The sequence below is a fragment of the Pseudomonas sp. SAR267 genome (assembly GCF_052077595.1).
In the GTDB taxonomy this organism is placed as follows: Bacteria; Pseudomonadota; Gammaproteobacteria; order Pseudomonadales; family Pseudomonadaceae; genus Aquipseudomonas; species Aquipseudomonas vlassakiae.
Genome location: NZ_JBQIHU010000001.1, coordinates 2,356,104 through 2,370,000, shown reverse-complemented (window position 1 = coordinate 2,370,000; position 13,897 = coordinate 2,356,104). Strand labels below are relative to the sequence as shown.

At 56.6% G+C, this 13,897-nt stretch carries 11 protein-coding genes, 4 tRNA genes and 2 rRNA genes (1 of these 17 running past the window's edge); all 17 read left to right on the top strand.

Going from position 1 to position 13,897, the window contains the following annotated elements:
• Positions 1 to 1,823, top strand: a 23S ribosomal RNA gene (locus tag ACTORR_RS11465) (it extends 1,070 nt beyond the left edge of the window).
• Between the two features lie 131 nt (positions 1,824 to 1,954).
• Positions 1,955 to 2,070 (top strand): 5S ribosomal RNA (gene rrf, locus ACTORR_RS11460).
• A gap of 154 nt (positions 2,071 to 2,224) precedes the next feature.
• A complete protein-coding gene (gene birA, locus ACTORR_RS11455; protein WP_418055839.1) occupies positions 2,225 to 3,184 on the top strand; it encodes a bifunctional biotin--[acetyl-CoA-carboxylase] ligase/biotin operon repressor BirA in 960 nt (319 codons plus the stop codon).
• Positions 3,174 to 3,923 (top strand): pantothenate kinase, encoded by a 750-nt coding sequence (locus ACTORR_RS11450; protein ID WP_418055838.1) that lies wholly within the window; start codon positions 3,174 to 3,176, stop codon positions 3,921 to 3,923. Before birA ends, ACTORR_RS11450 begins: the two co-directional genes overlap by 11 nt.
• A 7-nt stretch (positions 3,924 to 3,930) precedes the next feature.
• Complete coding sequence (locus ACTORR_RS11445) at positions 3,931 to 4,356, top strand: hypothetical protein (RefSeq protein ID WP_054887268.1); 426 nt, start codon at positions 3,931 to 3,933, stop codon at positions 4,354 to 4,356.
• A gap of 153 nt (positions 4,357 to 4,509) precedes the next feature.
• Positions 4,510 to 4,593: transfer RNA gene (locus tag ACTORR_RS11440), tRNA-Tyr, on the top strand.
• Between the two features lie 24 nt (positions 4,594 to 4,617).
• Positions 4,618 to 4,691, top strand: a tRNA-Gly gene (locus ACTORR_RS11435).
• A 29-nt stretch (positions 4,692 to 4,720) separates the two neighbouring features.
• Positions 4,721 to 4,796, top strand: a tRNA-Thr gene (locus tag ACTORR_RS11430).
• Between the two features lie 79 nt (positions 4,797 to 4,875).
• Complete coding sequence (gene tuf, locus ACTORR_RS11425; protein ID WP_418055836.1) at positions 4,876 to 6,069, top strand: elongation factor Tu; 1,194 nt, start codon at positions 4,876 to 4,878, stop codon at positions 6,067 to 6,069.
• Between the two features lie 54 nt (positions 6,070 to 6,123).
• Positions 6,124 to 6,199, top strand: a tRNA-Trp gene (locus ACTORR_RS11420).
• Positions 6,200 to 6,243: 44 nt separating this feature from the next.
• Positions 6,244 to 6,612, top strand: coding sequence for a preprotein translocase subunit SecE (gene secE, locus ACTORR_RS11415; RefSeq protein ID WP_054887148.1), 369 nt, complete (start codon positions 6,244 to 6,246; stop codon positions 6,610 to 6,612).
• Between the two features lie 9 nt (positions 6,613 to 6,621).
• Positions 6,622 to 7,155 (top strand): transcription termination/antitermination protein NusG, encoded by a 534-nt coding sequence (nusG, locus tag ACTORR_RS11410; protein WP_003255501.1) that lies wholly within the window; start codon positions 6,622 to 6,624, stop codon positions 7,153 to 7,155.
• A gap of 119 nt (positions 7,156 to 7,274) precedes the next feature.
• Entirely contained in the window at positions 7,275 to 7,706 is a 432-nt protein-coding gene (gene rplK / locus ACTORR_RS11405) for a 50S ribosomal protein L11 (RefSeq protein WP_003255500.1), read from the top strand.
• Positions 7,706 to 8,401, top strand: a complete 696-nt coding sequence (gene rplA, locus ACTORR_RS11400) for a 50S ribosomal protein L1 (RefSeq protein WP_027919361.1) — start codon at positions 7,706 to 7,708, stop codon at positions 8,399 to 8,401. The genes rplK and rplA overlap by 1 nt, the downstream gene beginning before the upstream one ends.
• A gap of 198 nt (positions 8,402 to 8,599) precedes the next feature.
• Positions 8,600 to 9,100 (top strand): 50S ribosomal protein L10, encoded by a 501-nt coding sequence (rplJ, locus tag ACTORR_RS11395; RefSeq protein WP_003257082.1) that lies wholly within the window; start codon positions 8,600 to 8,602, stop codon positions 9,098 to 9,100.
• Between the two features lie 78 nt (positions 9,101 to 9,178).
• A complete protein-coding gene (gene rplL, locus ACTORR_RS11390) occupies positions 9,179 to 9,547 on the top strand; it encodes a 50S ribosomal protein L7/L12 (RefSeq protein ID WP_054887147.1) in 369 nt (122 codons plus the stop codon).
• A 219-nt stretch (positions 9,548 to 9,766) separates the two neighbouring features.
• On the top strand, positions 9,767 to 13,840 hold the full coding sequence (rpoB, locus tag ACTORR_RS11385) for a DNA-directed RNA polymerase subunit beta (protein WP_054887146.1): 4,074 nt from the start codon (positions 9,767 to 9,769) through the stop codon (positions 13,838 to 13,840).
• Positions 13,841 to 13,897 lie beyond the last annotated feature (57 nt).

Genomic DNA, 13,897 nt, shown 5'->3' with positions numbered 1-13,897 from the left:
CTTTAAAGAAAGCGTAATAGCTCACTAGTCGAGTCGGCCTGCGCGGAAGATGTAACGGGGCTCAAACCATGCACCGAAGCTACGGGTATCACCTTCTGGTGATGCGGTAGAGGAGCGTTCTGTAAGCCTGTGAAGGTGAGTTGAGAAGCTTGCTGGAGGTATCAGAAGTGCGAATGCTGACATGAGTAACGACAATGCGAGTGAAAAACTCGCACGCCGAAAGACCAAGGTTTCCTGCGCAACGTTAATCGACGCAGGGTTAGTCGGTCCCTAAGGCGAGGCTGAAAAGCGTAGTCGATGGAAAACAGGTTAATATTCCTGTACTTCCAGTTATTGCGATGGAGGGACGGAGAAGGCTAGGCCAGCTTGGCGTTGGTTGTCCAAGTTTAAGGTGGTAGGCTGAGATCTTAGGCAAATCCGGGATTTCAAGGCCGAGAGCTGATGACGAGTGCTCATTAGAGCGCGAAGTGGTTGATGCCATGCTTCCAAGAAAAGCTCCTAAGCTTCAGATAACTGGGAACCGTACCCCAAACCGACACAGGTGGTTAGGTAGAGAATACCAAGGCGCTTGAGAGAACTCGGGTGAAGGAACTAGGCAAAATGGCACCGTAACTTCGGGAGAAGGTGCGCCGGCGAGGGTGAAGGACTTGCTCCGTAAGCCCATGCCGGTCGAAGATACCAGGCCGCTGCGACTGTTTATTAAAAACACAGCACTCTGCAAACACGAAAGTGGACGTATAGGGTGTGACGCCTGCCCGGTGCCGGAAGGTTAATTGATGGGGTTAGCGCAAGCGAAGCTCTTGATCGAAGCCCCGGTAAACGGCGGCCGTAACTATAACGGTCCTAAGGTAGCGAAATTCCTTGTCGGGTAAGTTCCGACCTGCACGAATGGCGTAACGATGGCGGCGCTGTCTCCACCCGAGACTCAGTGAAATTGAAATCGCTGTGAAGATGCAGTGTATCCGCGGCTAGACGGAAAGACCCCGTGAACCTTTACTATAGCTTTGCACTGGACTTTGAATTTGCTTGTGTAGGATAGGTGGGAGGCTTTGAAGTGGGGACGCCAGTTCTCATGGAGCCATCCTTGAAATACCACCCTGGCAACTTTGAGGTTCTAACTCAGGTCCGTTATCCGGATCGAGGACAGTGTATGGTGGGTAGTTTGACTGGGGCGGTCTCCTCCCAAAGAGTAACGGAGGAGTACGAAGGTGCGCTCAGACCGGTCGGAAATCGGTCGTAGAGTATAAAGGCAAAAGCGCGCTTGACTGCGAGACAAACACGTCGAGCAGGTACGAAAGTAGGTCTTAGTGATCCGGTGGTTCTGTATGGAAGGGCCATCGCTCAACGGATAAAAGGTACTCCGGGGATAACAGGCTGATACCGCCCAAGAGTTCATATCGACGGCGGTGTTTGGCACCTCGATGTCGGCTCATCACATCCTGGGGCTGAAGCCGGTCCCAAGGGTATGGCTGTTCGCCATTTAAAGTGGTACGCGAGCTGGGTTTAGAACGTCGTGAGACAGTTCGGTCCCTATCTGCCGTGGACGTTTGAGATTTGAGAGGGGCTGCTCCTAGTACGAGAGGACCGGAGTGGACGAACCTCTGGTGTTCCGGTTGTCACGCCAGTGGCATTGCCGGGTAGCTATGTTCGGAAGAGATAACCGCTGAAAGCATCTAAGCGGGAAACTTGCCTCAAGATGAGATCTCACTGGAACCTTGAGTTCCCTGAAGGGCCGTCGAAGACTACGACGTTGATAGGTTGGGTGTGTAAGCGCTGTGAGGCGTTGAGCTAACCAATACTAATTGCCCGTGAGGCTTGACCATATAACACCCAAGCAATTTGCTAGCGCAGATTGCGGTGGTGAAGATGACACGAACCGAAAGTTCGCAAGATCACAAATTCACATATCCGAATTAGCCAAGAGTGTTCAAAAGACATTCTGGCAACAGAATTTCTTGACGACCATAGAGCATTGGAACCACCTGATCCCATCCCGAACTCAGTAGTGAAACGATGCATCGCCGATGGTAGTGTGGGGTTTCCCCATGTGAGAGTAGGTCATCGTCAAGATTCATTTCGCAAAACCCCTATCTGCGCATGCAGGTAGGGGTTTTGTCTTTCTGGGCTGAATACAGGCATTTGTCGCAGCCATGCGCAGCCCTTTTCCTATGCAAGCCAACGACCCCTAGCTATCATGCCAGCCTTATTCCAAGTCGAGACTGGCATGCTGAAGTTGTTGAATCTCCTCAAGGATGGCCGGTTCCATTCCGGAGAAACCTTGGGGGCAGCCCTCGGGGTGAGTCGCAGCGCCGTTTGGAAGCAGCTGCAACACCTGGAAAGTGAGCTGAACCTCACCATTCATAAAGTTCGAGGGCGTGGTTACCAGTTGGTTGCGCCGCTGAGCTTGCTTGATGCGCAGGCGATCGCTGAGCTCACCGAGGGTGAGCGCTGGCCCGTTTTCATCCACGAAACAATCGATTCGACCAACGCCGAAGGGCTGCGGCTTGCCAGTGAAGGACAATCAGCGCCATTCCTGGTCCTGGCCGAGCGTCAAAGCGCTGGGCGTGGCCGACGAGGGCGCATGTGGATAAGTCCATTTGCAGAAAACCTCTATTACAGCCTGGTTTTGCGCGTAGATGGTGGCATGCGTCAGTTGGAGGGGCTCAGTCTGGTGGTCGGATTGGCCGTGATGCGCACGCTGCAGGCGTTTGGGGTAGAGGGCGTGGGGCTGAAGTGGCCCAATGATGTCTTGGTTCGCGGGCAGAAGATCACCGGTATTCTTCTGGAGCTAGTGGGCGATCCAGCAGACGTCTGCCATGTGGTGCTTGGCATCGGCATCAATGTGAACATGCAGGTCAATGACCAGGTCGATCAGCAGTGGACCTCGATGCGACGTGAGGTTGGAGTGACAATTGATCGCAATCGCCTGGTGGCCATGCTCAGCCGGCAACTGCAACATGAATTGGCCCGTCATCGGCGCTACGGTTTTGCGGCATTCCAGGAAGAGTGGGAAGAGTCGCATCTGTGGCAGGGGCGTAATGTATCGCTCATCGCCGGTGCCACCCGTATCGATGGTGTAGTGCTGGGGGTGGATGGGCAGGGTGGATTGCGCCTTGAAGTCGACGGTGTGGAAAAGAGCTTCAGTGGTGGTGAGCTCAGTTTGAGGTTGCGTGATGATTCTTGAGCTCGATTGCGGAAACAGCTTCATCAAGTGGCGTGTCATTCATGCTGCCGACGCCACCATTGTCGGTGGTGGCATTGTCGATTCGGACCGGGCGCTGGTAGACGAGGTTGCGGCCCTGCAATCGTTGCGTCTTACCGGTTGTCGAATCGTCAGTGTGCGTAGCGAGGATGAAACCGCTGCCCTCTGCGCACTGATCGCCAAGGCTTTTGCAGTGGTTGCTCGGGTTGCCGAACCTGCACAAGAAATGGCAGGTGTGCGCAATGGTTATGACGATTACCAGCGCCTCGGCATGGATCGCTGGCTCGCGGCCTTGGGTGGGTTCCATCTCGCCAAGGGCGCCTGCCTGGTCATTGATCTGGGCACAGCGGCCAAGGCCGACTTTGTATCGGCCGATGGCGAGCACCTGGGTGGCTACATCTGCCCAGGTATGCCACTCATGCGCAGCCAACTGCGTACGCATACGCGCCGTATTCGCTATGACGACGCTTCGGCTGAGCGGGCATTGAGCAGCCTTGCGCCAGGGCGCTCCACAGTCGAAGCGGTAGAGCGCGGTTGTGTATTGATGCTGCAGGGTTTTGCCCGCACGCAGCTCGAGCAGGCGCGGGCTTTGTGGGGTGAAGACTTCACGGTGTTCCTGACGGGAGGGGATGCGCCGTTGGTACGAGAGGCGGCGCCGCAGGCCAGGGTCGTCCCTGACTTGGTATTTGTCGGTCTGGCCATAGCCTGTCCACTGGACTGAGGTGCTTATGCGTTGGTTGTTTCTGCTGTTGCTGGTGCTTAACGTCTTCTATTACGTCTGGCACCAACAGGAAGCCCCGCTGAAGGCGAAGGACGTCGCCCCGTTGTCGTTGTACAAAGGAAATCAGCAAGAGATCCGTCTGCTCAAGGAGACCGGTGTATCTGCACCGGCCCGGCGACGCGATGAATGCCTGGTGGTAGGTGGCCTGATGGCTCGCGATCAACTCGATGCGCTGCGACAGCGCCTGCTGAGCCTGGACATCAATGCTGTGCCGGTGTCTGGCCAGTTGCCTGGCGCTGAAGGTTCCTGGCTCAAGATTTCCCCGGAAAGCGAGCGTTTGCTGGATCAAACCGTTCTCGAGACTCTTTCCAACGATTTCAAAGACTTAAAACATAAAATTATTTTCTGCCAGGGTATTGCAACTGGTGAATAGCTTGATAGAATGGCGCCCGCTTCACAGGGAACACCACTCAGGTGATAGAACTGGAAGCGAGTGTCAAAGCAGCTAAGTTTCAGATTTGATTGAAAAAATTTGAAAAAAAGCTTGACACTGGGACGGCAGACAAATAGAATGCCGGCCACATCTGGAGGGATTCCCGAGCGGTCAAAGGGGACGGACTGTAAATCCGTTGCGAGAGCTTCGAAGGTTCGAATCCTTCTCCCTCCACCAGTTTTAGCGAGAGCCGCAAGCTCCGCGGGTATAGTTTAGTGGTAGAACCTCAGCCTTCCAAGCTGATGATGCGGGTTCGATTCCCGCTACCCGCTCCAAGTTTGCTGGATTTTGCGCAAAGTGTTTCGCTCTTGTAGCTCAGTTGGTAGAGCACACCCTTGGTAAGGGTGAGGTCAGCGGTTCAAGTCCGCTCAAGAGCTCCATATAAACAAGGCAGATATGAAAATATCTGCCTTTGTTTTATCAGCGTAAGACTATTTTCTTCTGCGGAGGATTGTATCGATGGCTAAGGAAAAGTTTGATCGTTCCCTTCCCCACGTTAACGTCGGCACTATCGGCCACGTTGACCACGGTAAGACCACTCTGACCGCAGCTCTGACTCGCGTCTGCTCCGAAGTTTTCGGTTCGGCCGTCGTTGAGTTCGACAAGATCGACTCGGCTCCAGAAGAAAAAGCACGCGGTATCACCATCAACACCGCTCACGTCGAGTACAACTCGAACATTCGTCACTACGCTCACGTTGACTGCCCAGGTCACGCTGACTACGTGAAGAACATGATCACCGGTGCTGCCCAGATGGACGGCGCGATCCTGGTTTGCTCGGCCGCCGATGGTCCGATGCCACAAACCCGTGAGCACATCCTGCTGTCCCGTCAGGTTGGCGTTCCGTACATCGTGGTCTTCCTGAACAAGGCTGACCTGGTAGACGACGCTGAGCTGCTGGAGCTGGTCGAGATGGAAGTTCGCGACCTGCTGTCCACTTACGACTTCCCAGGCGACGGCACTCCGATCATCATCGGTTCGGCTCGTATGGCGCTGGAAGGCAAAGACGACAACGAAATGGGCACTACCGCTGTCAAGAAGCTGGTAGAAACTCTGGATGCCTACATCCCTGAGCCAGTTCGTGCCATCGACCAGCCATTCCTGATGCCAATCGAAGACGTATTCTCGATCTCGGGCCGTGGTACCGTTGTTACCGGCCGTATCGAGCGTGGTATCGTCCGCGTTCAGGATCCGCTGGAAATCGTTGGTCTGCGTGACACCTCCACCACCACCTGCACCGGTGTCGAGATGTTCCGCAAGCTGCTGGACGAAGGCCGTGCTGGCGAGAACTGCGGCGTTCTGCTGCGTGGTACCAAGCGTGACGACGTTGAGCGTGGCCAGGTTCTGGTCAAGCCAGGTTCGGTCAAGCCGCACACCAAGTTCACCGCAGAAGTCTACGTCCTGTCGAAGGAAGAAGGCGGCCGTCACACTCCGTTCTTCAAAGGCTACCGTCCTCAGTTCTACTTCCGTACCACTGACGTGACCGGTAACTGCGAACTGCCGGAAGGCGTTGAAATGGTAATGCCAGGTGACAACATTCAGATGACTGTTACCCTGATCAAGACCATCGCAATGGAAGACGGTCTGCGCTTCGCTATCCGTGAAGGCGGTCGTACCGTCGGCGCCGGCGTCGTAGCAAAAATTATTGAATAAGTAGTTGATTTACTTGATCAGGCCGGTATAATGGCCGGCCTGATGCAGCGTTACAGGTCAGTAGCTCAATTGGCAGAGCGACGGTCTCCAAAACCGTAGGTTGGGGGTTCGATTCCCTCCTGACCTGCCATTTCACCTCGGTGTGATGGCTTTCTTCTTACAGGATCCTCCTCGATGACCCCCAAAACTGAAGCCCAAGAATCGCGTTTTGATCTGTTCAAGTGGCTGGCTGTAGTGGCTTTGGTGGTTGTTGGTGTCGTGGGTAATCAGTATTACTCCGCCTCTCCGATCCTGTATCGCGTCCTTGCACTTCTCGCCCTGGCTGCTGTCGCAGGCTTTGTAGCTCTGCAGACTGCGAAGGGTAAGTCGTTCTTTGTGCTGGCGAAGGAAGCTCGTACCGAGATCCGTAAAGTCGTGTGGCCGACCCGCCAGGAAACCACCCAGACCACGCTGATTGTTGTGGCTGTCGTGCTGGTTATGGCACTGCTGCTGTGGGGGCTTGATTCCCTGCTCGGCTGGGCGGTCTCCCTGATCGTTGGCTAAAGGTGTCCCGTGGCTAAGCGTTGGTATGTTGTGCATGCTTACTCGGGTTACGAGAAGCATGTAATGCGCTCTCTGATCGAGCGCGTGAAGCTGGCAGGCATGGAAGACGGTTTCGGCGAGATCCTGGTCCCGACCGAAGAAGTCGTTGAAATGCGCAATGGCCAGAAGCGCAAAAGTGAGCGCAAATTCTTCCCTGGCTATGTATTGGTCCAGATGGAGATGAACGAAGGGACCTGGCACTTGGTCAAGGATACCCCTCGTGTGATGGGCTTTATCGGTGGTACTGCAGACAAACCTGCACCGATTACCGATAAAGAAGCTGAAGCTATCCTGCGTCGCGTTGCCGACGGTAGTGACAAGCCGAAGCCGAAGACGCTGTTCGAGCCGGGTGAAGTGGTTCGAGTCATTGACGGTCCGTTCGCTGACTTCAATGGTAGTGTCGAAGAGGTTAACTACGAAAAGAGTCGCCTGCAGGTCGCGGTGCTCATTTTCGGTCGCTCTACTCCGGTGGAGCTCGAGTTCAGCCAGGTCGAAAAGGTCTAGGCGGACGAAGCATCCCATACCCCGCAGCCCTGTGTGCTGCGGGGTTTTGTCGTCACTGGGATAAAACGCAAGTCATCCGGGGAGCCATTAGGCGTTTGTACCCGATTTTGGAGTAGCTCATGGCTAAGAAGATTCAGGCTTACATCAAGCTGCAAGTTAAGGCCGGCCAGGCCAACCCAAGCCCACCCGTCGGTCCAGCTCTGGGCCAACACGGTGTGAACATCATGGAGTTCTGCAAGGCCTTCAACGCCCGTACTCAGGGTCAAGAAGCCGGCCTGCCGACTCCAGTGATCATCACTGTCTACAGCGACCGTAGCTTCACCTTCGAGACCAAGAGCACCCCTGCCTCGGTTCTGCTGAAGAAAGCTGCTGGCCTGACCAGTGGTTCGGCTCGCCCGAACACCGTTAAAGTCGGTACCGTTACCCGTGCTCAGCTGGAAGATATCGCCAAGGCTAAACAGGCTGATCTGACCGCCGCTGACCTGGACGCAGCTGTACGCACCATCGCTGGCTCTGCCCGCAGCATGGGCCTGAACGTGGAGGGTGTGTAATGGCTAAGCTGACCAAGCGCCAAAAGGCAATCGCCGAGAAAATCGAAGCAGGCAAGGCCTACAACTTCGAAGAAGCTGCAACTCTGCTCGCTTCGCTGCCGGCTGCCAAGTTCGTAGAATCCTACGACATCGCCGTTAACCTCGGTGTTGACCCGCGTAAATCCGACCAGGTCGTTCGTAGCGCTACCGTGCTGCCACACGGCACTGGCAAGACCGTACGTGTTGCTGTCTTCACCCAGGGTCCAGCTGCTGAAGCCGCTCTGGCTGCCGGCGCTGACCGCGTAGGTATGGACGATCTGGCTGCCGAAATGAAAGGCGGCGACCTGAACTATGACGTCGTCATCGCATCGCCTGATGCCATGCGCGTTGTAGGTCAGCTGGGTCAGGTTCTGGGTCCTCGCGGCCTGATGCCTAACCCGAAAGTGGGTACCGTGACTCCAGACGTAGCCGGCGCAGTCAAAAACGCCAAGGCTGGTCAGGTTCGCTACCGTACCGACAAAAACGGTATCATCCACACCTCCGTTGGCAAGATCGGCTTCGAAGCTGACAAGCTGAAGGAAAACGTTGAAGCCCTGATCGCTGACCTGAAGCGTATCAAGCCGGCCTCTTCGAAAGGTATCTACGTCAAGCGCGTTACCCTGAGCACCACCATGGGCCCAGGTCTGATCATCGATCAGAGCTCGCTGAACGTGTAAGAACATGGTGGCGCGACCTGTCGCGCCACCAGCAAAAATTGGGGTCCCTGCCTGGCGGGGGCTATCCAAGACCGTAGGCGGCGCGAGCCTTAAAATCCCAGCCCACGCAGATGGTGCTCCCGATTCGTTTACCGAATCAGACACCAAAACGACATCCGGCTTCGGCCAGATGAAACGGTAAAAACCAGGAGTAAACCCGTGGCAATTAAACTCGAAGACAAGAAGGCCATCGTCGCTGAAGTCAACGAGGCTGCCAAAGTCGCTCTGTCCGCTGTCGTGGCCGATGCCCGTGGTGTGACTGTAGGCGCAATGACCGGACTCCGTAAAGAGGCCCGCGAAGCTGGCGTATACGTACGTGTCGTACGTAACACGCTGCTCAAGCGCGCTGTTGAAGGCACCGAATTCTCGATCCTCAACGACGCGTTCAAAGGCCCGACCCTGATTGCTTTCTCCAACGAACACCCGGGCGCTGCCGCTCGTCTGTTCAAAGAGTTCGCCAAGGGTCAGGACAAGTTCGAGATCAAGGCAGCTGCGTTTGACGGCAAGTTCCTTGCCGCTAACCAGATCGACGTGCTGGCGACCCTGCCAACTCGCGACGAGGCTATCGCACAGCTGATGAGCGTAATCCAAGGTGCAACCAGCAAGCTGGCTCGTACCCTGGCAGCTCTGCGCGACCAGAAAGAAGCTGCTGCTGCCTAAGGCACGCGCAACTCTTTCAAAATCATACGTTTAATTTGATGGCTGCGTAGGCTGTCACCCCAATACAGGATTTAAGTGATGTCTCTGACTAACGAGCAAATCATCGAAGCGATCGGCCAGAAAACCGTTCTGGAAATTGTTGAACTGATCAAAGCGATGGAAGAAACCTTCGGCGTTACCGCTGCTGCCGCTGTTGCCGCTGGCCCAGCTACCGCCGCTGCCGCTGTTGAAGAGCAGACCGAGTTCAACGTTGTTCTGGTTGAAGCCGGCGACAAGAAAGTGAACGTGATCAAAGCCGTTCGCGAACTGACCGGTCTGGGCCTGAAAGAAGCCAAAGAGAAAGTCGACGGCGCTCCTCAGGTTGTAGCTGAAGGCGTTTCGAAAGAAGCCGCTGAAGACGCTAAGAAGAAGCTGGAAGAAGCAGGCGCTAAAGTCGAGCTGAAGTAATTTCGACTTTGCGATGCCAGCCTGAGCGTTGAGCGAAAGGCTGATGGCTGGTGGCTTATGCCACCGGCCTTTTTCCGTTATTGGTGGCTGGTCAAGCCGGCCCCGATAACACGCTGCAAGACACCCATGTGGGTGCGCAAACCAAGGGGTTTGCACGATTTTCTGGCTGCTCCCGCCGGGAGAAGCCAAACAAGCAGGTGACCAAGCTGGGGAACGCTGATGGCTTACTCATACACTGAGAAAAAACGTATCCGCAAGGACTTTAGCAAGTTGCCGGACGTCATGGATGTGCCATATCTTCTGGCCATCCAGCTGGATTCGTATCGCGAATTCCTGCAAGCGGGAGCATCCAAGGATCAGTTCCGTGACGTCGGCCTGCACGCGGCCTTCAAGTCGGTATTCCCGATCATCAGCTACTCCGGCAATGCTGCCCTGGAGTACGTAGGCTACCGCCTGGGCGATCCCGCCTTCGATGTGAAGGAATGTGTCCTGCGTGGCGTGACCTTCGCGGTCCCACTGCGGGTCAAGGTGCGCCTGATCATCTTCGACAAGGAATCGTCGAACAAAGCGATCAAGGACATCAAAGAGCAAGAAGTCTACATGGGTGAAATCCCCCTGATGACTGAGAACGGTACCTTCGTTATCAACGGTACCGAACGAGTAATCGTTTCCCAGCTGCACCGTTCGCCTGGTGTGTTCTTCGACCACGACCGTGGCAAGACGCACAGCTCCGGCAAGCTGCTGTACTCCGCTCGCATCATCCCTTACCGCGGTTCGTGGCTGGACTTCGAGTTCGACCCGAAAGACTGCGTGTTCGTGCGTATCGACCGTCGCCGCAAACTGCCGGCCTCGGTGCTGCTGCGCGCGCTGGGCTACAGCACGGAAGAAGTACTCAACACCTTCTACACCACCAACGTGTTCCACATTTCGGGCGAGAAGCTGAGCCTGGAACTGGTACCTCAGCGTCTGCGTGGTGAAGTCGCGGTCATGGACATCCATGACGGCGCTGGCAAGGTCATTGTCGAGCAGGGTCGTCGCATCACTGCGCGTCACGTCAATCAGCTCGAGAAGGCTGGCGTCAACCAGCTGGACGTGCCGATGGAGTACGTCCTCGGTCGCACCACCGCCAAGGCCATCGTTCATCCGGCTACCGGCGAGATCCTGGCCGAGTGCAACACCGAGCTGACCACCGAGCTGCTGATCAAGATCGCCAAGGCTCAGGTTGTCCGCATCGAGACCCTTTACACCAACGACATCGATTGCGGTCCGTTCATTTCGGATACCCTGAAGATCGACACCACCAGCAACCAGCTGGAAGCCCTGGTCGAGATCTACCGCATGATGCGTCCAGGCGAGCCGCCGACCAAGGATGCTGCCGAGACCCTGTTCAACAACCTGTTCTTCAGCGCTGAGCGTTACGACCTGTCTGCCGTCGGCCGCATGAAGTTCAACCGTCGTATCGGTCGTACCGAGATCGAAGGTTCGGGCGTGCTGAGCAAAGAAGATATCGTCGAGGTTCTGAAGACCCTGGTCGATATCCGTAACGGCAAAGGCATCGTCGACGACATCGACCACCTGGGTAACCGCCGCGTTCGTTGCGTTGGCGAGATGGCCGAGAACCAGTTCCGCGTTGGCCTGGTACGTGTTGAGCGTGCGGTCAAGGAACGTCTGTCGATGGCCGAAAGCGAAGGCCTGATGCCGCAGGACCTGATCAACGCCAAGCCGGTAGCGGCGGCGGTGAAGGAGTTCTTCGGTTCCAGCCAGCTCTCGCAGTTCATGGACCAGAACAACCCGCTCTCCGAGATCACCCACAAGCGTCGTGTCTCGGCACTCGGCCCTGGTGGTCTGACCCGTGAGCGCGCCGGCTTCGAAGTCCGTGACGTACACCCGACCCACTACGGCCGCGTGTGCCCGATCGAGACCCCTGAAGGTCCGAACATCGGTCTGATCAACTCCCTGGCAGCCTATGCCCGCACCAACCAGTACGGCTTCCTGGAAAGCCCGTACCGCGTGGTGAAGGAAGGCGTGGTCAGCGACGACATCGTGTTCCTGTCGGCCATCGAAGAAGCGGATCACGTGATCGCCCAGGCTTCGGCCGCGATGAACGAGAAGAAGCAGCTGATCGATGAGCTGGTAGCGGTTCGTCACCTGAACGAATTCACCGTCAAGGCGCCGGAAGACGTCACCCTGATGGACGTTTCGCCGAAGCAGGTTGTTTCGGTTGCCGCGTCGCTGATTCCGTTCCTCGAGCACGACGACGCCAACCGTGCGTTGATGGGTTCGAACATGCAGCGTCAGGCTGTACCAACCCTGCGTGCTGACAAGCCGCTGGTAGGTACCGGCATGGAGCGCAACGTTGCCCGTGACTCCGGTGTCTGCGTGGTTGCTCGCCGCGGTGGTGTTATCGACTCGGTCGACGCCAGCCGTATCGTCGTTCGTGTTGCTGACGACGAAGTCGAGACCGGTGAAGCAGGTGTGGATATCTACAACCTGACCAAGTACACCCGTTCGAACCAGAACACCTGCATCAACCAGCGTCCGCTGGTGAGCAAAGGTGACAAGGTCCAGCGTGGCGACATCATGGCTGACGGCCCGTCCACCGACATGGGTGAACTGGCGCTGGGCCAGAACATGCGCATCGCGTTCATGGCGTGGAACGGCTTCAACTTCGAAGACTCCATCTGCCTTTCCGAGCGTGTGGTCCAGGAAGACCGCTTCACCACCATCCACATCCAGGAACTGACCTGTGTGGCGCGTGACACCAAGCTTGGCCCAGAGGAAATCACTGCGGACATCCCGAACGTGGGTGAAGCCGCTCTGAACAAGCTGGACGAAGCCGGTATCGTCTACGTGGGTGCCGAAGTCGGCGCTGGCGACATCCTGGTTGGCAAGGTCACGCCTAAGGGCGAAACCCAGCTGACGCCGGAAGAAAAACTGCTGCGCGCCATCTTCGGTGAAAAGGCCAGCGACGTTAAGGACACCTCCCTGCGTGTGCCGACCGGCACCAAGGGTACCGTCATCGACGTACAGGTCTTCACCCGTGATGGCGTGGAGCGCGACAGCCGCGCCCTGTCCATCGAGAAGATGCAGCTGGACGAGATCCGCAAGGACCTCAACGAAGAGTTCCGCATCGTGGAAGGTGCAACCTTCGAGCGTCTGCGTGCTGCCCTGAACGGCCAAGTGGTCGACGGTGGCGCGGGCCTGAAGAAAGGCACCGTGATCACTGACGAAGTCCTGGACGGTCTGGAGCACGGCCAGTGGTTCAAACTGCGCATGGCCGAAGATGCACTGAACGAGCAGCTGGAAAAGGCTCAGCAGTACATCGTCGACCGCCGCCGTCTGCTGGACGACAAGTTCGAAGACAAGAAGCGCAAGCTGCAGCAGGGCGATGACCTGGCTCCAGGCGTACTGAAGATCGTCAAGGTCTACCTGGCAATCCGCCGTCGCATCCAGCCGGGTGACAAGATGGCCGGTCGTCACGGTAACAAGGGTGTCGTCTCGGTGATCATGCCGGTAGAAGACATGCCGCACGACGCCAACGGTACTCCGGTTGACGTGGTACTGAACCCACTGGGTGTACCTTCGCGTATGAACGTCGGTCAGATCCTTGAAACCCACCTGGGCCTCGCGGCCAAAGGCCTGGGCGAGAAGATCGACCGCATGATCGAAGAGCAGCGTAAAGCCGCTGAACTGCGCACCTTCCTCACCGAGATCTACAACGAGATCGGTGGTCGTCAGGAGAACCTGGACGAGTTCACCGACGAAGAGATCATCGCCCTGGCGAACAACCTGAAGAAAGGTGTGCCAATGGCTACTCCGGTCTTCGACGGTGCCAAGGAGCGTGAGATCAAGGCCATGCTGAAACTGGCAGACCTGCCAGAAAGCGGCCAGATGGTGCTGTTCGACGGCCGTACCGGCAACAAGTTCGAGCGTCCTGTGACCGTTGGTTACATGTACATGCTCAAGCTGAACCACTTGGTGGACGACAAGATGCACGCGCGTTCCACTGGTTCCTACAGCCTGGTTACCCAGCAGCCGCTGGGTGGTAAGGCGCAGTTCGGTGGTCAGCGTTTCGGGGAGATGGAAGTGTGGGCGCTGGAAGCATACGGCGCGGCATACACCCTGCAAGAAATGCTCACAGTGAAGTCGGACGACGTGAACGGCCGTACCAAGATGTACAAGAACATCGTGGATGGCGATCACCGTATGGAGCCGGGCATGCCCGAGTCCTTCAACGTGTTGATCAAAGAGATCCGTTCGCTCGGTATCGATATCGATCTGGAAACCGAATAACACGTGACGCGAAGGGGAGTGGGGCAGGTAATGCCCGCTCCCTGCTCCGCCAGGAGG

Bases quoted from the DNA above. Each gene is read 5' to 3' on its own strand.
- birA (WP_418055839.1), top strand. From the start codon at position 2,225: ATGCTGAAGTTGTTGAATCTCCTCAAGGATGGCCGGTTCCATTCCGGA.
- ACTORR_RS11450 (WP_418055838.1), top strand. From the start codon at position 3,174: ATGATTCTTGAGCTCGATTGCGGAAACAGCTTCATCAAGTGGCGTGTC.
- ACTORR_RS11445 (WP_054887268.1), top strand. From the start codon at position 3,931: ATGCGTTGGTTGTTTCTGCTGTTGCTGGTGCTTAACGTCTTCTATTAC.
- tuf (WP_418055836.1), top strand. From the start codon at position 4,876: ATGGCTAAGGAAAAGTTTGATCGTTCCCTTCCCCACGTTAACGTCGGC.
- secE (WP_054887148.1), top strand. From the start codon at position 6,244: ATGACCCCCAAAACTGAAGCCCAAGAATCGCGTTTTGATCTGTTCAAG.
- rplK (WP_003255500.1), top strand. From the start codon at position 7,275: ATGGCTAAGAAGATTCAGGCTTACATCAAGCTGCAAGTTAAGGCCGGC.
- rplA (WP_027919361.1), top strand. From the start codon at position 7,706: ATGGCTAAGCTGACCAAGCGCCAAAAGGCAATCGCCGAGAAAATCGAA.
- rplL (WP_054887147.1), top strand. From the start codon at position 9,179: ATGTCTCTGACTAACGAGCAAATCATCGAAGCGATCGGCCAGAAAACC.
- rpoB (WP_054887146.1), top strand. From the start codon at position 9,767: ATGGCTTACTCATACACTGAGAAAAAACGTATCCGCAAGGACTTTAGC.